Below are 20,297 nucleotides of genomic sequence, written 5' to 3'. Positions count from 1 at the left end.
GAAACCTTCTATATCACAAACTATAACATTCACCCTCTATGATCCTGCACCCCGGTAACGTTTCACGCCATAATTCCACAGCGACAGGCCCAGAATAAAAAACACGATGCCGACAACCGGCGTCAACAGCGCCAGCTGCGAAATGTCGTCCGATTTCTTGTCCAGGAAGTAAGAAGCCGGAATCACCCCGACAAACGCGAACGGCAATACCCATGTCAGAATAAAGCGGATTGTTTTGTTATAAATATTGACCGGATAACGGCCGTAGTTCTGAATGTTGTAAATGAGCGGCACGATGCCTGTCGGCGCATCCGAGAAAAAGGATAGTGCAGACAGCGCCGTATAAATGCCTCCGTATACGAGCACGGCTCCTATGACGAACAACAGCAGCATAAGCAGATCGTACGCATGGAAAGCAAGGCCGAGGTCATTCCAGCAGACTGCCATAATAATCGCTCCCACCGCGGAGCCGATCAAGGAAGGCGGATCGACGTTTTCGAGCAGCACCTGAAACAGGTTATGCGCAGGACGGGTCAGAATCCGGTCCATCTCCCCTTTGACAATATAACGCTCACTGAAGTTCCACATATTGAAAAACGTCGTAAACAGCCCGTACGGAATCATGAAGAAGCCGTATACAAATACAACCTCGGCCTCCGTCCAGCCGCCGAGCGACGGCGTATGCTGGAACACGATGAGGATAAAGAACAGGTTCATCCCTTGAAACATTAAATCCGACAACACTTCAACCCAAAAGTCGGCACGATAGGTCAGCCTTGTTTTGGCATAGTTCTTAATATACTCCCACAGTAAAACGGCATATCTCATCTTCAGTTATCCTCCTTGCACGAACAGCCGCTTGCGCGCCGCCCGCCATACGAACCAGATTGGCAAGAGCAGCAGCACAAACCAGACGATTTGCAGGCCGATCGCTCCATAAGCCTCATGAAGCGGCGTCCGGCCGGTAAACACGGCGCTTGGCAAATAAGTAATCGCCTGGAACGGCAGCCATTGCATAACCGCACTTAACCATCCCGGAAAAAAAGCGATCGGAATGAGCACGCCCGAGAACAGATCGACCATTACACGCTTCATTCGCATCATGCCCTCGTTGTTTTCCACGAAAAAGGCGAACAGTCCCGTCAAAATGTTAATCTGCGAATTGATCAGGAAGCTGAACAGCAGCATGACCAGATACACCGCCCAAGTCAGCGGATCGGTAGGCAGCCGGACCGGAAAAATAAAGCAGACGATAAGCATGCCCGGCACCATAAACAGCAGCATGCGGAACAAGCCCTCGCCAAAGCCCTGCATCATTTTGACCAGCAAATAGGAGTACGGGCGGATCAATTGCGTCGCCACGCTGCCGTCGCGAATCTCATTGGCAATTTCCCGGTCCAGATTGTTGAAGTAAAAGGCGCGAGCCATCCAGGAGACGGCCACGTAAGTTGTCATCTGAGCCAGCGTAAATCCCTGCAGCACTTCGGCTTCGCCAAAAATAGCTTTCCATAGGAAGTAATAAGCACCGATGTTTATGGCATAAATAATAATGCCGCTATAATAGTTAACGCGGTAAGCGAGCATCGTAAGAAACCGGATGCGGATAAAATCAATATAAGCGCTCATCATCGTAAAGCCGGCTCCTCTTCCCGAAGCAGTGTAGCGGCAGCCGATGCGGACGCTGAGCCGGAACGGTAAATCTCACGGACGATTTCGTCAGTGTTCGTCTCAATGATTTTAATATCGCGAATGGCCGTGCCTCCTGTTACGATGGACAGCGCATCGGAGACATTCGTCGTATGCGGCAGCCACATCGTCGCATTCAGGTCGCTTTCCTGCTTCCAAGTTACGCCGAGACCGGCAGTAAGCTGCTCCAGCTTAGCCAGCGGCGTATGCGACGCGAACTGGAACTGAATTTCGCGGCCGCGGCTCCATCTGGTTTTGAGCTCGTCCAATCCGCCGTCATAAATAATCCGGCCGTCGTCCAGCATAATGACCCGCGAGCATAGCGCTTCAATATCCTGCAAATCATGCGTAGTCAGCAATATTGTCGTGCCTTCCTCACGGTTCAAATCCTGAAGGAATTCGCGAATCGCGGTTTTCACTACAATGTCCAGACCGATGGTCGGCTCGTCCAGAAACAAAATCGCCGGATTATGCAGCAGTGAAGCGACGAGCTCACAGCGCATCCGTTGTCCTAAGCTAAGCTTACGAACCGGACGGTTCAGCAGGTCACCAAGGTCTAACCGTTCAACCAGCTGATCCAGACGTCTGCGGAAATCATGCTCGGAGACGCCGTATACTTTGCGCAGCAGCCGGAACGATTCAATAACGCCGATATCCCACCACAGCTGCGAGCGTTGACCGAAGACGACGCCAATATTGCCGACGAATTTTTCACGATCCTTGTATGGAATATATCCGTTAACCCGAATATCCCCGGATGTCGGCACGAGAATACCGGTCAGCATTTTGATCGTTGTCGATTTGCCTGCTCCGTTCTCTCCGATATAGCCGCAAATTTCGCCCTGTGGAATTTGGAATGAAATATCTTTGACGGCACGAACCTCATTGTATTCCCTTTTAAATAGATCCTTTAGCGCGCCAGACAGCCCTTCGCGATTTTTTTGCACCTTAAACTGCTTTCTTAAGTCTTTTACATCTATGGCCAGCATATTGCTTCTTAACCCCTCTCCGTTGGAACGGTCGACATTTCCCGGGAAATTGCGAGATATTCCCATTGTAAATGATAAAACTTGATTCCTAATGACGTTCCGCTTTATAATTTTATGATATGTAATATTACATTAGATATTGCGAAGCGTAAACGGCAAGACCACAAACCACATATTAGGTTTACATGCTGAAAGGAGCACTTGTACCATCATGCGCAAAAAACAGCCAACAAAGAAAAGGCGTCCATGGATTTGGATCCTTACCGGTATTCTGGTCGTTCTTGCTCTTGTCGTTACTGCGGCAATAGTCTGGGGATCCGGTATATATAAACAACTGGATGGCTTCAGCAAACCGAAGGAAGAATCCCGTTTCGGACAGTTTGAAGACAATCCGACAGTAGCTACTCCTAAGTGGGAAGGCAAAGAACGTGTAAACATTCTATTGCTTGGCGGCGATGCACGCGGCTTGGAAAAAAATGAAGTACCGCGTTCCGACTCCATATTGGTAGCATCATTTGATCCCGTTACGAAAAAAGCTCATCTCTTTTCCGTTCTCCGCGACACTTACGTCGACATTGATGGGCGAGGCAAAGGCCGGATTAACACCGCCATTACGCTCGGAGGACCACAGCTTGCCATGAAGACGGTAGGCGACTTGCTTGGCCTGGACATTCAATATTATGTGTATACCGATTTCGAGGGATTCAAAGCGCTGATCGACACGATTGGCGGCGTTAACTTCGATGTTGAGAAGGATATGCACTATACCGATAAAGCGGATAAAAATAAATACGACATCGATTTGAAAGCCGGCTATCAGCTGCTGGACGGCGACAAGGCGCTCCAATACGTGCGTTTCCGTCACGATGCGATGAGCGACTTCACTCGTACCGAACGCCAGCGCAACCTGCTGCAGGCGGTAGCGAAAGAGCTTCAATCGACTTGGAACATTTTGAAAATGCAAAAAATATTGCAGAGCGTCTCCCCTTACATCGAGACGAATCTGGAAGTGAGCGATATGCTCAAGCTTGGACAGCTTGGCGTAGAGAGCCATGTAGCAGGTACCGCACAGGTTCCTCCGATGGATATGATCGCTGACGAGAACGTTGGCGGCGCATCTGTACTGGCTGTTAAGAACAAGGATAACCTGCTTACTTTCGTGCAGGAAAAGCTTGCTGAGGACGAAACGCTAGCGACGCCTTCTCCTTCACCAGATGCCGAGGGCGGCAGCACGAATAGCGGCACAACGGGCACGAACTAACCGCAAGAAATAACGTTCAATGGCTTGAAACGGCTTCATTCCATACTGGGAATGAGGCCGTTTTTGCCGCGTAATATCCAACATTCCCGAAGGAGGATTTATCGATATGGCTATGCAACGCACAACTTCTGAAACGTTATACAACGAGGCGCTGGAACACATCGTCGGCGGCGTCAACAGCCCTTCCCGCTCGTACAAAGCGGTAGGCGGCGGTGCGCCGGTGTTTATGAAACGGGCGGAAGGCGCCTATTTCTGGGATGTAGACGATAACCGCTACATCGATTATCTTGCCGCTTACGGCCCTATCATTACTGGACATGCTCATCCGCATATTACAGAAGCGATCATTCGCGCCGCACAGAACGGCGTCCTATATGGCACGCCTACCGAGCTGGAGATCAAGCTGGCGCGCATGCTGAAGGAAGCGATTCCTTCGCTGGACAAAGTACGGTTCGTCAACTCCGGCACAGAGGCTGTCATGACGACAATCCGTGTCGCTCGCGCTTTTACGAAGCGCAATAAAATTATTAAGTTTGCCGGCTGCTATCACGGCCACTCCGATCTTGTGCTTGTCGCGGCAGGTTCCGGTCCTTCGACGCTCGGCATTCCCGACAGCGCCGGCATTCCTACCAGCATCGCCCAAGAGGTCATTACTGTGCCTTTCAATGATCTGGACTCGCTTAAGCTCGCATTGGAGCGCTGGGGTGATGAGACGGCCGCTGTTATGGTGGAGCCAATCGTCGGCAATTTCGGCATGGTTATGCCAGAGCCCGGATTCCTCGAGGGCTTATGCCGCATGACCCGTGAGGCTGGCGCGCTTGTCATTTACGATGAAGTTATTACCGCCTTCCGTTTCCATTACGGCACTGCGCAAACCTTCGCTGCCTTCCCTGATTTCGCGGCAATTGAGCCGGATTTGACCGCCCTTGGCAAAGTTATCGGCGGCGGCTTGCCTATTGGCGCTTACGGCGGCAAGAAACATATCATGGAGCAGGTAGCTCCGCTTGGTCCCGCCTATCAGGCTGGAACGATGGCAGGTAATCCTGCATCGATCTCCTCCGGTATCGCTTGTCTGGAGGTGCTGCAAGAACAGGGCATCTACGAGCGGATGGACAGGCTGGCAGCTGAATTGGCAGAAGGGCTCACAGCTTCGGCATCGAAGCACGGCGTACCGCTTACGATTAATCGCATCCGCGGCTCCTTCTCAGCCCATTTCTGCGATCATCCCGTAACGAACTATGATCAGGCGCAGGATACCGATGGCGAGCTGTTCGGACGTTTCTTCAAGTTGATGCTGGATCAGGGCGTCAATCTCGCGCCATCGAAATACGAAGCATGGTTCTTAACAATTGCCCACACGCAAGAGGATATCGCAGCGACAATCGCCGCTGCCGACTATGCGCTTTCCAGACTGTAGAAAGCCCCCTTTATTCACATCTGTTCATAAATAACGGACAATCTGGGGGTAACGAAGCTGCTGGGCTCCGATTTCCGGCTTGCACCACGCTTTGCATTCATTTTCTATGCACATGTGCAAAACAATACCGGAAATCAGCGTATTTGCATCAGGCTATCCACATGTGTATAACTATTTTTTATTGCATTAATCATCGCTTTCCATACAAATAACGCGCGCCGGACTCGGCGCGCGTTTGTTTGTTTTTACGAATAGGCTTCAATTTCGTACAAGGACGGCCCGTAAGGAGCAAACCCTTTTTCAGTAATGTAGATACGGATGTAACGTCCCGCGCTTCCTTCATTCAAAGCGATCGTTTCGGTTCTCGCTTCAGCTTGCAGCTCTCTGCTTGCCGTCGCAACGGTCTGCCAGGCTGTGCTTTCCGCTGAAATGTCGTCGCCGGGCTGAGCAACTTGAATGGCGATGGTCTTGCCATATGCCGCCTCCCATACGAGAACCAGCTTCGACAGAGACTGGACACTGCCCAAATCGACGACAATCCACTCCGGATTCATCGGCGTTCCTTGATTGTCCTCCCACTTCGCCTCCCAGCGTGACTGCCTGTTTCCATCCGTCATTACGTTCGGATCGAAATTCGTATTGCTGCTGGAGGCTGTAACGGCCTTGTTCAGCGCAAGATTGATTTCAGCTGCTATTACCTGTACGATCTCGGCTGTCCGATAACCCTCAGCCTCTATTGCAACGGTAAAGCTTCCCGATTGATTAAAGCGGCTGGCAGACAATGTGATCTTGCCCGGAGCAACACTATAATCCACGCCCGCTGTCAGCTCAGCTCCATTCAATCGCACTTTCGAAATGGCAGCCTCCCATGCCGCATCTGTCGTGAAGGTCAGCTCAATTGGTCTTCCCAGCTTGTTGTCGGTTGTGTCGGCTGTTACGGCCGGAGGAACCAGCAGCTCAGGGTCCGGAGCGCCAACCAGCGTTCCATACACCTCCAGCTCCCAAAGCGAGTAACCGTAGATCGTACCTCTCGTCTGTCCGAGAATCCGGACATGTCTTGCTTCAGCTGCGGCTAACGGAATAGTCTCAATTCCGCCTTTGCCATTCGTTTCTGTATAGGCGTCCGTCCAGTCTCCCTCTCCAGGCTGGGCTGCAACGGAGGTTTGGACGTTATACGTTTTGCCAAAAGCGCCTTCCCAGCTTAGAACGACGCTCTGCAGCGCATACAACCGGCCCAGGTCGACAGCAATCCACTGATTGTCGGACGTTGCGCTCTCCCAGCGGGTTCCGCCTGGTCCAGCTCCCCGTCCGTCAACTGCATTGCTTGCCGGTTGAACATTGGAAGATGCCGTTGCTGTTTTGTTAAGTGCTACATTGCTTGCGTTCGTCTTGATCGGCTGCGTAACCTCGGTATTGCCATAACCGTTCGCTTTAATAATGATTGAATAGTTCTTCACTGCTGTGAACAATGATGCGTCCAATGTGATTTTGCCAGGCTCAATGACCCGTTTGCCCGGATCAACCGCAATGCCATCGACGGTAATTGTCGTGATAGCCCCCCGCCATGCCGGCTGATCGGTAAAGGTCAGCTCGATATTCTGACCGATTTTGTTATCCGTGTTATCTGCCGCAACAACTGGGCCAGCAGGCACTTCCTTCAATACGACATCATCGATATAAATCGTATGGCTGCCGCTTGGCACACTTTGATCGCCGATAATGATGTTGCCGAGCAAATACTTGACCGTTAAGGTCGTATTTGCCTGCGGAATCAGCGTTTTCTTATGCACTACGGAATCGTCGCCTGTTAAGCTGAATGCCGCTTTTTCCCCGTTGTTATAGCCGGTCAGCTCCACTTCGATCGGACGATTAACCGAGGACCAGGCACGGAAGCTAAGCTCATATGCCTTGCCAGCTTCCAGCTTAATTCCCGACTGCATAAATTGCGTCGACCAGCTGACTGGCACATTCCACTCCGGGTGAATACCCCCGTGATAGTGGATATCTAGACGTGCCTTTCCATCCTCGACGGTATACTCCGAGTAATCGGCATTTTCCGTCCAATACTCCCAAGCTGACTTGCCGCTCGACATGTCGCCGTTCAAGATCAGATTGCCGTCTGACGGATAGATCGCTTGGCGAATGACAGCATCGACATAGCCGGCTGCTTTCAGATGAATCTCGTAATTGCCGTCATGGCTAAAAACATTGGAATGAATGACGACCGCATTCTGTTCAACCTCATAATCTCCAATTGCCAGCGCCGTACCATTAACCTCAATACCCGTTAATGCTTGCTGCCAGCTGCTATTGCCCGCATGAGCGATCGTAATGGCATTGCCGACCTTGTTGTCCGTCTTATCTGCTACGACAGTCGGAGCCTGAAGCAGCGGCGCATTCCTCACCTTCAGCACCACGTTATCGATTGTGATCGTATGCGCGCCTGCAGGGCTGTTTGAAGTTTTGCCGAGCTGGAACTTCAAAGCCAGCGTATCGTCGGCAGGCATTCTAAACTTCAAGGTGTAGTGCGAAACGCCCGCTCCAAGAGAATAGGAGCTCGATGCATAGCGCTGATAACCTGCATTTTCGAGCGTAAGCAGAATATCGCGTGCTGCCGTTGATTTCGCATCGAAGGAAAGCTCGTAATTCAATCCTTCCTTGAGCTTCAAGCCCGACTGGCTAAGCATTACGGAATAGGTGTTGGCGCCTGTATTCGATATTTGAATGCTAGCTTCTCCATTAATGGAAGAATAGCTGGCTGCCCCCTCCGTATAGGTCTCCCAGTGGTTTAATCCGTCGAAGAAGTCGCCGTTCTGAATCGGGTAAAGATCGATGCCGCTAAAATCGACATTGCGGTCCGTCAGCCGGATCAAGCTGATCTGATCCAGTATGACAATACCCGCCTGACCGCCAAGCAGGAAGATCAATTGGCTTTCAGGGTCGGTTACACCGTCTTCCATATCAAATTGAAGCGTATGCTTCGCCAGCGTCGTTCCAATCGCGATGTCCGCTTCCGAAGCATAGAGCGAAGCGCCGTCTTTGCTTCTCAGCTCAACGCCCAGTGTTCGAGCAGCAGGAGCGCTAGCCCAGAACGTCAGCTCATACGTATCGCTCTGCTGCAAGTTAATACCCTTTTGCCGCAGCTTAACGGCATTAACATCTGCTCCGCTTTGCGGAATCGACACTTCCAGCTGTCTGCGCGAAGCATCGACGAAACCGTCTGCACCCTCCAGCTTCCAGTAGTTCATCCGGTCCATCGTACCGAGATCAAAGCTGCCGTTGTACACATGCTCGCCATTCCCCATCGGCGCTTTCGCTCCGTCCAAATCCACAAGCTCATCAACCTCTTCAAGCCTCACATTGCCGATCCATACCGACTTCGTGTTGCCGCCGAGGTTGAACTCCAGACGAGCGGTAGGGTCGGTGTCCGCCGTCATCTGGAACCGGTACTCGTAATGTCCGGTTGTTGACGTTAACGGAACGCTATAATTGTCCGTATACGCTCCCCAGCCGTTGTCCTCATCGCCTCCCAGCTTGACACTAATGCTGCGGTCGCCGGACGCTTTCGCATCAAAGCTGAGCTTATACATATGCCCTTTAACGAGCGTCGCATATTGAATAAGCTGGAGTGCATGCGTGGCATTGCCGCCGCTCGTAATGTCGACCTTGGCAAAGCCCCCTTCTACCGAAGCCGAGCCTGCTCCGCCAAAGGCTGGCGTATGAAGGAAGTTCCAATACAAGCTGTCCAGCGGTTTATCGGCCGTATCGATATCCTTCAAGCCTTTCAGAAATGCCGGATCATAGATATAGTTGCCGTCGATTGCAGGCTTCGCGTCTGCCGGCATCGGCTCTTTGTCCAGCGACGGCTCGACCGGCGTTTTGTAAGGTCTGCCTGTCAGCTCGTAGGCACGGACATAGTCCACCACCATCTCGCCGGGAATCTTCGAATCATCGGGCAGTCTGTTGCCGTCATAGACGCCGCCAACTGCAAGATTCAGAATGATATAGAACGGTTTGTCGAATGGAGCCGGGAATGCATACTTATCCGGCTGATCTGCTCCCCAGCTATGCCAGTTGTTAACGGTCTGATAGAGTTCTCCGTCCACATACCAGCGGATCTCCCCCGGCTCCCATTCCACACCGTACGTATGGAAGTCCGAAATTTTCCCGTCATCCGGGAAAATGAAAGCTTTGCCCGTGCTGCGGTTGTTCGGCGCGCCTTTGCCAAAGTGAATCGTGCCGCCAACCTCCTCCGGCAATCTTCCTCTCGCTTCCATAATATCCAGCTCGCCCGATGACGCCCAGCCGCCATACTCACTGTCGGCAGGCATCATCCAGAATGCAGGCCATAAGCCTTGGCCTTCCGGCAGCTTCATTCTCGCTTCGAATTTGCCATAGGCTTGTGTGAACGTCGGTTGAGTCCAAAGCCGGCCCGACGTATAGCCTTTCCCGCCAAAGTTCTCTTTGCGCGCTGTGATCGTCAGTTTCCCGTCTTCCACCGTCAGGTTCTCGGGGCGGTAATACTGCAGCTCGCCGTTGCCCCAGTCGCTAAGGCCATATTGCGAGCCTGTGCCAAGCTGATAGCCCCATTTGTCCAGATTGATTCCATTCGTATCCACGTTTGCAGATGGATCATAACTATCGAATTCATCCGACCAAGTGAGGCTCCACATATTCTCAGCTTCAATATGCTGGCGTACGGAGGCAAGCTCATAACCTGCGGCGCTGATCACGATGTTATAGTTGCCTGCGGCTGGAAAAACAGCCGGGATAAATTCGATTTTGCCGGGACTTGCCGTATAGCTGCCGCTATCGACCAGGCTGCCGTTGATTTTCACCGCAGTAATGGCGGTCAGCCATGCCTGTGATGCAGCATTGTTCGTGAACGTTACAGCGATGGTCTCGCCAACCGAATTGCCGTCCGCATCCTCTAACAAAGCAGGAGGAGCAGTGAGCCGAATTTGATTGGCGGTTGCAGCCTTCTCGCCTGCCGCTTCCTTCGCACCTTTCAGCTCGAAGCGCACATTATCGATAAATACATCATGCGCTGCTGAAATTTTCTCCCCGGCTTCTTGCGGCTGGCCGAGCAAAAACTTCAAAGCTGCCGTATCATCCTGCGGCATTGTGAATTCAAAGGAATAGCTGTTTGTCGTTTCTTCGATCCGAACCGGCTGATTCAGATAACGATGATAGACGGCATTTTCCGCTATCACTTCAATTTGACGGGCCAGCGTTGAACGGGCGTCAAAGGTTACAAGATAGGTTTTGCCCGATTTCAGCTCCAAGCCGCTTTGCGACAATTGAATATCCCATGGGTTGGCTCCTGTGTTGGCAATTGCAGCCTTTAGCGCTCCTCCGGCTGCGGCAATAACTGCCCGTGAATCGCCGTCATAATCGCCTTGAACATGCTTGCCCCAATGCTCGAAACCGTCGGTGAAATATCCGTTTTTAAGCAGGAACGCTTTGTCACGCGCTCCCTTCTGCTCCACGCGCACTTGTTTAATGTACACATCATGCGCGCCAAGCGCATTCGCGCCGCTCAGTTTGCCAAGCAGCAGCTTGAAGGAAGCGAGTACGTCAGCATTCGGCTTAAACTCGTAAGTAAAGGTCTGGTAGTCGTTCGTGAGCTGTACCTTTTGCGAGACATATTTGGTATAGGAAGCATCGTCGATGACGATTTCCGTCTCTCTGGCGGTGCTAGATTTGGCCGTCACCGTCACGACATACGTTTTACCCTCGCGAAGCTGGAAGTCGTTCTGCATCAGCATGACGTTGAAATCAGCAGTGCCTTCATTCGCAATTGCAATCTTCATCTCATCAGTCGCTGTCGTAAAGTTGGCGCTGGAGCTGTTATTCTCATAACGGCCGAGAACAAAGTCCGTCCATCCTTCCTTGCCGTTTGAGAAGTCGCCGTTCTTCACCGGAAACTGCTCGGAAAGCGGCAGCTCAGCCTCTGCAGCTGTAAGGTTGACCATTGTAATATCATCGAGCCAGACATTGGCATTATAGCCTCCCAGCAAGAAGACGATTTTGCCGTTGGAATCACCCGCATCTCCCACTTCGAACAGCACTTCATGTTCGGCTGCAGCTGATGTTAAGGATACCGGAACCGGCTCAACGATATCCGTGCCATCTGCTTTGCGAATAGCTACAACGATCATTCGACTCGCATCAGCGCTTGCTTTAAAAGTCAATTTGTAAGTGTTATTCGCCTGCAGCTTCAGTCCCCGCTGCGACAAAGCAATCGCATCAGCCGAAGTACCGCCATTCGCAATTGAGGCAAGCAATTCACGAGCCTCAGGATCAACCGAGGCTGCGGCAGACGCGCCCGCCTTCACATCGAAATTCCAATAGGTCATCCGGTCCATCCGGCCAAGATCGAAGCTGCCGTTATAAATGTAGTTGCCGGCCAATGGCTCCTTAGGCAGCAGCTCATTAAACGGATCAAGCGGTTCGATTTCCTCCAGCTTCACTCCGCCGATCCAGACGGAATTTGTATTCAGTCCCAGATTGAACTCCAGCCGCGCCAACGTATCCGAGTTTTCCGTCATGCGGAACGTCATGTCATACCGCTGCGGCTCAGTTGTCAGATTGAAAGTGATGCTGTCCGAATACGTCGTCCATGAACGGTTTTCACCGCCGCCAATTTTAGCTGATATCGGACGAGCGGCAGAAGCTTTGGCGTCGAAGCTGAGCTTATACCATCTTCCTTTGCCAACAGTTACGTTCTGAATAAGCTGAACCGAATGCGCCGCATTACCGCTTGCGCTAATATCAGCCTTGGCAAAACGCTGGCCGTTCACCGTATCGACCGACACATTGCCGTTGCCGGAGAAATCAGGCATATGAACGAAATTCCAATTCTCCGTATTCAGCTGCGCACCCGCGCTTGCCACAATATTGAATGGTTCGTTATAGGCAACATCATGCACATAGTTACCGTTAATCGCTTCTTTATGCGGCTCGGGGAGCGGCTCCTTCTCTACAACCGGCTCCTGAGACGGATTGAGATAAGGCGTGCTTTTCTCATAGACACGAACGTAATCGACTTTCATCTGCGCAGGAATTTTGGAATCATCGACGGCGACATTATCGAACGTGCCTCCTACCGCCAAGTTCAGAATCATATAAAACGGCTTGTCAAATGGTGCCGGATACGCATATTTCGCAGGCTTATCCGGACCGGTGCTGTCCCAATTGTTCAGCGTTTGATAAACTTCGCCGTCTACGTACCAGCGAATTTCGCCCGGCTCCCACTCCACGCCGTAGACGTGCTCCTCCGCAATGCTTTTGCCTTCTTCAAAATGATAAGTGGCGCCCGTACTCTTATTGCCCGGCCATGTTCTGCCGTAATGAATCGTGCCGCCAACCTCGCCAGGCAGACGCCCCTTCGCTTCCATAATGTCCAGCTCGCCCGAAGTTGCCCAGACGCCGTATTCGCTATCCGCCGGCATCATCCAGAATGCAGGCCACAGCCCATTTCCAACTGGCATCGTAATCTTCGCTTCGAATTTGCCATACGCCTTCGTAAAGGTCGGCTGTGTATAAATTCTGCCGGACGTATAGTCTTTGCCGCCAAAGCCTTCTTTTTTAGCGGTAATGACTAACTTTCCGTCCTCAACGATCATATTTTCCGAACGATAATATTGCTGCTCCTGATTGCCCCAGCCATCCAGGCCGTATTGCGAGCCCGTTCCAAGCTGGTAGCCCCATTTGTCCAGATCGACACCATTGCTGTCCAGATTGCTGCCTGACCGGTCGAACTCATCGCTCCACACGAGGTCCCAATCCTGTTCACCAGGGCCTGGACTCGGGGTTGCCGATGGACTTGGACTTGGTCCAGTGCTCGGATCTGGAGTAGCACTTGGGCTCGGACTTGCCGACGGCCCGGTGCTTGGACCAGGAGTGGCACTTGGAGTTGCTGTTGAGCTTGGAGTTGGCGTTGAACCCGTACCGGAACCTCCTGATCCTGACCCAGACCCTGAGCCTCCTTGCTGATTGCGAACCGGTACGCCTTGCTTCACCTCAAACTTATCGCCGTCCTTCAGTGATTCACCATTGAAGGTCGCAGAACCCGATCCGTTGTGTACCTTGCCGATATCCGAGTCTTTGCCTGCTTCAATTATGGCATTCGTCTCAATATCCAGCGTATCCGCACTGGAATCACCGGAAAAGACGACGCGCACCGGACCATCCGTTCGATGAATCACGATGTGGTTCACGTTGGAGTCGATTACATGAATACTGTTCACGCCGCCGCCGTTCACATACACGGTGCCCTTCGCCTGAATTCCCTTGAGCGTCACATCGCCTTCGCCAATACCCGGCGCAAGAATCAGTCCGCCATTAATCGTTGCTTGCTCCAGCTTGACGTCTGTTGTATTAATCAGTGCGCTTGCCAGCGTTGTCGCTTTCTCGCCGAATGTTCCTTTCCCGGTATAGATTTCCCCTGCCAAACGATCCAGCAGCACGACCGCTTCTGCTCTTGTAATCGGCTGCTGCGGCCGGATCGTGCCATCGGCAAAGCCTTTCATGTAACCGCCGGATACAAGGCCGGAAAGCGCCTCGCGGGCAAAAGCAGCTACCTTCGCGTTATCGCCAAATCCATCCAAGGAGCCAGTCTCTCCTGCCTTCTTCACATGAAAGAGGCTAGCAGCAATCGAAGCGGCTTCCTGTCTTGCGATGGCCTGATCCGGTTTAAAGGTGCCATCGGGGTATCCGGCGATGTAGCCCGCTTGGCGGCCGATATCGACCTGCTCCCCGTACCAGGCTTTGTTCCCTACATCGGAAAAACCGGCTGCCCCTTCTTTTCCCTTGGCATGAAATCCGAACAATGTGTTAACCAGCTTGACGAACTCTGCGCGAGTAATCTGCTTATCCGGTTTGAATTGTCCGTCCGGGTAGCTGCTGACAAGCCCTTTCGACGACCATTTGCTGACCTGCGCTGAAGCCCAGTGTCCATTTAAGCTTGCATCCGGCTCGCCGGCCGTTGCGGATGACGCTTGAACTGCCGGTATGTAACCCGCTAACATCGTCAAGCAAAGTGCGAATGCCCCAATTTTCCTGCCCAGCTTTTTCGTTGCATTTCTCTTCCATTTCATTATGCTGCAGCCTCCTTCGGTTATTTGAAAGCGCTAACAATTAATGGCTTTAATAAATCCGCGCAACAGAAAAGGAATGCCCTTGCTAAAGATGCAGGCATTCCTTTTCCTTTGTTCAACGCGCTAGATTCATTGGATTATTTCGAAGCGGATGCGAACCAGTCGTTAACCTCTTTCGTAATTTGCTCGCCGCCCGATTTCTTCCAGTTCTCAACCATTTTATCGAATTCATCAATTGGCGATTGGCCATAAATGATTTTCGAATACGTTTGGTTAAGCAGTTTGTTCAACAGCTCGTTTTTCTGTTTCATCGTTTCCGTCAATGGACCTTGGAAGTAGTTTTTCATCCGAATGTCCTTTTGCTCCATCACAATCTTCATTGCGTCTACGTTTTCCGGTTTACGAACTGCGGCCGTTTGCGCCTCATATGGCGTAGTTGGCGCTTCGCCGTTGCCGATTTTGATCATCGTATCTGCATAGAGCGACGGGATACGTGCACCTTCAAATGTCAACGAGTAATAGATTGGCTCTACAAGGTGCGTACGGTCGGCATAGTCCGGGAACAAATCCGGGTATTTTTCCGGCTCCTTCGTGATCGTGCCGTCCGGCAATTTCGCCCAGTCATAGCCCTCTGCAAAGCCGTTCTCGAACGTGCTGCCTTTTTCAGGGTTCGCCCAGTTGTCGAAGAAGAAGTTGTAGTAACGAATAAGAGCTTCAGGATTTTTTGCGTTTTTGTTCACCAGCATCCAGCCGTTAACCGACGGGTTGCCGCTTTGCGCGCCAATTTTGCCGTCTGGTCCTGCAGGAATCGGGTATGCTTTGTATTTCGCGCCTGGCACGTTGTTGATCAAATCGCCAAACGGCCAGTCTGGCAGCCAGTTTCTGCCGACGATTGCGCCTGCTTGACCCTTCGTGAAGAACTCAGAACCGGATACATCGTCTTTCAAGCCGGAATCTTTGGAAATGTAGCCTTTATCCATCCATGTTTTCAGCGTTGCGAGAGCTTGTTTAGCACCTGGATCGATGGAGCCGTATGCGAGCGCGCCGTCTGCGCCTTTATTCCATTGGCCTGGCATTGTTCCGTAAGCGCCGAACAGCCAGCTTACATCGCTCATCCAGTTCAGGAACGTGTTTTTAAAGCCAAGCGCCAAACCGATCGTATCTTTTTTGCCGTTGCCGTCAGGATCCTGATTCACGAAAGCATCCATGATCACTTCCAGATCCGCTACCGTCTTCGGAGCCTGCAAGTTCAGCTTATCCATCCAGTCCTGGCGGAGCCAGAGCACCATGTCGTCATTGTACGCATAGTCGAGTACTGGAAGCGCCATCCGCTTGCCGTCACGTACAACCGGCAGCCAAGTGTCGGCATTCAAGTCTACGGCTTGCTTGTATTTGTCGCCGGCGTATTGATCGAACAATTCGCCTACATCCATGAATTGACCGGAGTCAATCAGCATGTTGACCGTTTCCAAGTCGCCGCGGTAGGTGACGACATCCGGCATTTTCTCGCCCGAGGAAAGCATGAGGCGCAGCTTGGTTTTGTAAGCGTCATTCGTGTCCGTTACGACCCAGTCGTACTTCACGTCGATGCCAAGGTTGTCTTTCATATAAGTGTGCAGGACGTTGTTTTCCATCGTCTCGCCGTTTTTGAAGAAGTAGTTGGTGCCGATGCCTTTCACTGTCGAAAGGGTAATCGGTGTCGTATATTTCGAACCGTCCCAGCCTGTTGCGTCTACGCCGCTGTCCGTAGCTGCTGCTCCGTTATCTGTGCCCTCCGTCGGTGCCGCAGTCGGACTATTGCTTGGCTTGTTGTTCGTATTCGATCCTGAACAAGCAGCAAGCGTAAATGCCAGAACGGTAACCAGCGATAAGAGCAAAACCTTTTTCCATGAGTTGCGCATTTTTTTCCCCCCGTAAATTAATGAGAACGCTTTAGCAACGCTCTAACCTAACTATAGAACTGGATTATTTTTTTATAAATACCATTTTTTTGAGTGTGATGCTAATTTGTTATCTTCTTATTTCTACTCTTTTACAGCGCCTAGCACAATTCCTTTTACGAAATATTTTTGCAGGTACGGGTAAATGACAAGCACCGGAATAATGCCGATAAAAATTTGCGCTGCTTTAACAGTCCGCTGCGAAATGTTTTTCAGCTCGTTAACGTCCGGATTCAGCTTGCTGAAATCCTGCTGTACGATGATCGTCTGCAGAAATGTAGCGAGCGGATATTTGCGGTAGTCGGTCATATAGAGCAGCCCGTCGAACCAAGCATTCCAGTTGCCAACGATGGTGAACAGCGAGATGGTCGCAATGGCCGGCATCGCCAGCGGCATGTAGACCTTGAACAGAATCGAGAAATGTCCGGCTCCGTCAATGAATGCAGCCTCCTCCAGCTCTTTAGGCGTAGCCCGGAAGAAGTTCATCAGCAGAATCATATTGAAGACCGACACTGCGCCTGGCAATACGAGCGCCCAGATCGTGTTCATCATATGAAGCTCGCGAATGAGAATGTAAGACGGGATGATCCCGCCATTGAACAGCATCGTAAATACGAAATACCAAGCGTATTTGGAGCGGCTTTTAAAAATTCTATTGTCCTTGGACAAAGCGTATCCCGCCAGCGTGATGACGCTCATCGTGATGAACGTTCCAAGAATCGTTCTGCCGATTGCGATCCAGAAGGCGCGCAGGAAGTTCGGATTGTTCATCGTTTTCGTATACGATTCAAGATTGAAATCTACCGGCCACAGGCCGACGAGATGGGCATTGGCCGGAGCGCTGGCGCTGAAGCTGATGGCCAGAATGTGAACGATCGGCAGGACGCATAGAAGGCCCGCAGCCGCCAGGATGAAATAGTTGAGCACCGAGAACATCTTATAGCCTACTGTTTTATGGTACAAGTCTGGAGCCTCCTTCTAGAATATTTTGTAATCCGCCAGTTTATAGGCCAAGCGGTAGCCCACAACGATTAGAACGAAGCCGACAAGCGATTTGAAAATGCCGACAGCTGTACTGAAGCTGTACTGCCCGTTCAGAATACCGGTCCGATAGACGAACGTATCGATAATATCGCCTTTGTCATAGACAAGCGGCGTGTACAGGTTGAATATCTGGTCAAAGCCTGCGTTCAAAATGTTGCCCAGCGCCAGCGTCCCTACAACGATAACAATCGGTACAAGCGATGGAATCGTAATGTTGATCGTCTGCTTCCACCGGTTCGCGCCATCCACCTCGGCCGCCTCGTACAGAGCCGGGTTAACCCCCGCAAGCGCTGCCAAATAGACGATGGTGCCGAATCCGAACTGCTGCCACACGTCACTGAGAATAACGGTAAACCGGAACCAGTTGCCGTCGCCCAGAAACAGAATCGATTCGATTCCGAACCAGTTGTGAAGCAGCGTATTGACGATGCCGTCGGAGGAGAGCATGTCGTTAAGAATGCCGCCGAGAAATACCCATGAAATAAAATAAGGCAAATATACTAACGTCTGGACCGTCCGCTTGAACGGATTGATCCGCACCTCATTGAGAAGAAGCGCAAACGAGAACGGCACGACGATGTTGAAAATCATTTTTAACCCGGCAATCAGCGCGGTATTGATAATAACCTGCTTGCTGTCCGGATATTCGAACATAAATTTGAAATGGTCAAGCCCTACCCAAGGCGAGCCGAACCGCAGCTGGGGCTTATAATCCTGGAAAGCGATTATGAGTCCGCCGAGCGGCACATAGGCAAACACGAGCTGGATAAGCACTGCTGGCAGCAGCATTAAATGAAGCGGCCATGTTCGTCTCAGAAATCCTTTCCACCCTTTGCTCCATGCGGATTCTTGCCGCCCGTGGCCCTGCTTGCCGCTGGTCTCCTTTACTGTTGTTTCCATTCCCACGTTCCTCTCCGCATACTCTTTTTTGTTCATTGACAGACAATTAACATGCTGTATAGTAAGTATAGCAATCTGGAAATTCGCTCGTCTGCGCCAAACATTTTAGAACGATACCCAATTATTTGTCTCTATCTCAATCGATAAGAGGAGGAGAGCGGCAATGTCGCTTCGTGTGAATACGTTTACAAAAGTAATGGGACTGATCGTCATGCTGCTGATTCCCATCATCGTGCTCTATTGGTTTTCCAACCGGACAAGCCTCGATGTCGTGATGAACGAGGTCGAGAAATCGATGTATAAGGACTTGTCCTATTTTGCGGCCAAAACTGACGAAACTGCCTCCCAGCTGGCGAAAAGCGGACTCATCATCAGCGAGGACATCAACGTTCGCAACCTGGAATTTATCGAAATCGCTTCCCTATACGAGCAGACCGATGAGAAGCTTCGCGTCAACGACAAGCTTCGTTTAATTAATGCCTCTTCAGCCTGGGATACGACCATCAGCATTTATGCCCCAGCGACCAAAACCTTCGTATCGACTAATACTTATCTCGAATACAATGCCAATCTGGTTGACAGCAATTATTCACGCGTATGGAAATATACCAATGTCGTCGCTCCCTATTATCGGGGTCAGCCCCGCTTCGTCCGCTTTATTACAGAGCCTTTCGACAGTACGGCCCGCAAAGCAGGCTTGATCGTCGAGGTCAGCTTCGCGGCGGACGAGCTTGTGAAAGCGCTTGATCGTTTCAAGCAAGGCGGCAAGGGAGATGCCAGCTTTGTCTCCGAAGACTATCAGATTCTGTCCGTCAAAGGCTCCGATAAAGAGCTGCAGTCTGCGCTTCTCTCTCATGTCGAGCTCAAATCGCTCTCGCATCGGCAGTATGAACGCGTCAAGCTGAACGGAGTCGAATATACGGTAAGCAGCGTGTGGATGCCGGAGCTTGGCTGGTACCTCTTCGACTACTTGCCAATCGACGACGTCGTTCGCCCGATTACAACGAACAGTCTGCTCTTCTACATTTCAATCTTCTTCCTATTAATCGGAAGCACGATTGCCGCCTATGTGCTTTATACCAATGTGCAGGTGCCGATCCGGGAGCTCGTACGCGGCGTGAAAAAGCTGAAAAAGGGCGAGTATCCGAAGCTGAACGTCTTCCGGCCGAATAACGAGTTTCACTTCCTGCTCGTCAGCTTCAACGATATGGCCGCACAGATCGAGACGCTGATCCAAAATGTCTATCTGGAGACAATTCGCTCCAGAGACGCCAACTTGAAGCAACTGCAATCGCAAATCAATCCGCATTTTCTATACAACTGCTTTACGTTGATCCGCAGCTTGACCCGCCTTGGCAAGAAAGAATCCGTTATGGATCTAGCGCTGCACTTGAGCCGCTACTACCGGTATACAACACGTTCGGAGAAACAGGCCGCTTTCCTTCGCGAGGAGCTTGACCTTGTCCAGAGCTATCTGGCGATTCAATCAATGAACGTTCAGGATTTGCGCTTCAGTATTGAAGTGCCAGAAGCAATGGCGGAGCTGGAGCTGCCGCGGCTTATTCTTCAGCCGCTCGTAGAAAACGCGGTGATCCACGGTATTGAGCCGGTTGGCGAAGGCGATATTCGGATCATCGGCTCGCAAAATGACCGCTACAACATTATCTCCGTCATCGACAACGGAATTGGCGTCAGTGACGAAAAGCTGCAGCAGCTGCGCCAGCAAATGTCCATGCCGCCTACGGAGGACAAGGGCTGCGCGTTATGGAATACCCGGCAGCGTATGCTGCTGCAATTCGGACAGGAAGCCGGCCTTCGCATTTTGCAAAGGGATGAAGGCGGGGTCGCTGTCGAGCTCTATTGGCCGAATGAACCAGATATCGTCAGGGAAGCTGCCGCTTCCATTGCAGCCGCAGCCGAGGCTCATGCGAACGGCGGAAAATCAAAGGAGGAATAGGA

10 protein-coding genes are annotated in these 20,297 nt (G+C 51.5%); 3 read left to right on the top strand and 7 right to left on the bottom strand.

What is annotated here, in order from left to right; genetic code table 11:
• Positions 1-36: 36 nt before the first annotated feature.
• The 3 genes from ACFVVF_RS22360 to ACFVVF_RS22350 are packed head-to-tail and all read right to left on the bottom strand — an operon-like array spanning position 37 to position 2,675.
• Positions 37-828, bottom strand: coding sequence for an ABC transporter permease (locus tag ACFVVF_RS22360; protein ID WP_387814422.1), 792 nt, complete (start codon positions 826-828; stop codon positions 37-39).
• A gap of 6 nt (positions 829-834) precedes the next feature.
• Positions 835-1,629, bottom strand: coding sequence for an ABC transporter permease (locus ACFVVF_RS22355; protein WP_387814421.1), 795 nt, complete (start codon positions 1,627-1,629; stop codon positions 835-837).
• A complete protein-coding gene (locus ACFVVF_RS22350; RefSeq protein WP_387814762.1) occupies positions 1,626-2,675 on the bottom strand; it encodes an ABC transporter ATP-binding protein in 1,050 nt (349 codons plus the stop codon). Before ACFVVF_RS22350 ends, ACFVVF_RS22355 begins: the two co-directional genes overlap by 4 nt.
• Positions 2,676-2,886: 211 nt before the next feature.
• On the opposite strand from ACFVVF_RS22350, the gene ACFVVF_RS22345 reads away from it, so the two are divergent.
• Positions 2,887-3,936: an LCP family protein gene (locus tag ACFVVF_RS22345; RefSeq protein ID WP_387814419.1), complete on the top strand. Its 1,050-nt coding sequence runs from the start codon at positions 2,887-2,889 to the stop codon at positions 3,934-3,936.
• A gap of 106 nt (positions 3,937-4,042) precedes the next feature.
• Positions 4,043-5,353 (top strand): glutamate-1-semialdehyde 2,1-aminomutase, encoded by a 1,311-nt coding sequence (locus ACFVVF_RS22340; protein ID WP_387814417.1) that lies wholly within the window; start codon positions 4,043-4,045, stop codon positions 5,351-5,353.
• A 245-nt stretch (positions 5,354-5,598) separates the two neighbouring features.
• On the opposite strand, the gene ACFVVF_RS22335 is transcribed toward ACFVVF_RS22340, so the two are convergent.
• From ACFVVF_RS22335 to ACFVVF_RS22320, 4 genes are all read right to left on the bottom strand, one after another.
• A complete protein-coding gene (locus ACFVVF_RS22335; RefSeq protein WP_387814416.1) occupies positions 5,599-14,454 on the bottom strand; it encodes a hemoblobin-interacting domain-containing protein in 8,856 nt (2,951 codons plus the stop codon).
• 137 nt (positions 14,455-14,591) lie between these two features.
• Positions 14,592-16,355: an extracellular solute-binding protein gene (locus ACFVVF_RS22330; RefSeq protein WP_387814414.1), complete on the bottom strand. Its 1,764-nt coding sequence runs from the start codon at positions 16,353-16,355 to the stop codon at positions 14,592-14,594.
• A gap of 123 nt (positions 16,356-16,478) precedes the next feature.
• Entirely contained in the window at positions 16,479-17,357 is an 879-nt protein-coding gene (locus ACFVVF_RS22325) for a carbohydrate ABC transporter permease (protein ID WP_387814412.1), read from the bottom strand.
• 15 nt (positions 17,358-17,372) lie between these two features.
• Entirely contained in the window at positions 17,373-18,227 is an 855-nt protein-coding gene (locus ACFVVF_RS22320; protein WP_387814760.1) for an ABC transporter permease, read from the bottom strand.
• Positions 18,228-18,501: 274 nt separating this feature from the next.
• Between ACFVVF_RS22320 and ACFVVF_RS22315 the strand changes: the two genes are divergently transcribed.
• Entirely contained in the window at positions 18,502-20,295 is a 1,794-nt protein-coding gene (locus ACFVVF_RS22315; RefSeq protein WP_387814410.1) for a sensor histidine kinase, read from the top strand.
• Positions 20,296-20,297: the final 2 nt, after the last annotated feature.

This window comes from Paenibacillus sp. NPDC058174, from assembly GCF_042883865.1.
GTDB lineage: Bacteria > Bacillota > Bacilli > Paenibacillales > Paenibacillaceae > Pristimantibacillus.
The sequence above is the reverse complement of the archived record's forward strand: the minus strand, read 5'-3'. Positions and strand labels throughout refer to the sequence as shown.

Coding starts and splice junctions, on each gene's coding strand:
- ACFVVF_RS22360 (WP_387814422.1), bottom strand. CDS start 828: ATGAGATATGCCGTTTTACTGTGGGAGTATATTAAGAACTATGCCAAA.
- ACFVVF_RS22330 (WP_387814414.1), bottom strand. CDS start 16,355: ATGCGCAACTCATGGAAAAAGGTTTTGCTCTTATCGCTGGTTACCGTT.
- ACFVVF_RS22340 (WP_387814417.1), top strand. CDS start 4,043: ATGGCTATGCAACGCACAACTTCTGAAACGTTATACAACGAGGCGCTG.
- ACFVVF_RS22350 (WP_387814762.1), bottom strand. CDS start 2,675: ATGCTGGCCATAGATGTAAAAGACTTAAGAAAGCAGTTTAAGGTGCAA.
- ACFVVF_RS22355 (WP_387814421.1), bottom strand. CDS start 1,629: ATGATGAGCGCTTATATTGATTTTATCCGCATCCGGTTTCTTACGATG.
- ACFVVF_RS22320 (WP_387814760.1), bottom strand. CDS start 18,227: ATGCTGCTGCCAGCAGTGCTTATCCAGCTCGTGTTTGCCTATGTGCCG.
- ACFVVF_RS22345 (WP_387814419.1), top strand. CDS start 2,887: ATGCGCAAAAAACAGCCAACAAAGAAAAGGCGTCCATGGATTTGGATC.
- ACFVVF_RS22335 (WP_387814416.1), bottom strand. CDS start 14,454: ATGAAATGGAAGAGAAATGCAACGAAAAAGCTGGGCAGGAAAATTGGG.
- ACFVVF_RS22315 (WP_387814410.1), top strand. CDS start 18,502: ATGTCGCTTCGTGTGAATACGTTTACAAAAGTAATGGGACTGATCGTC.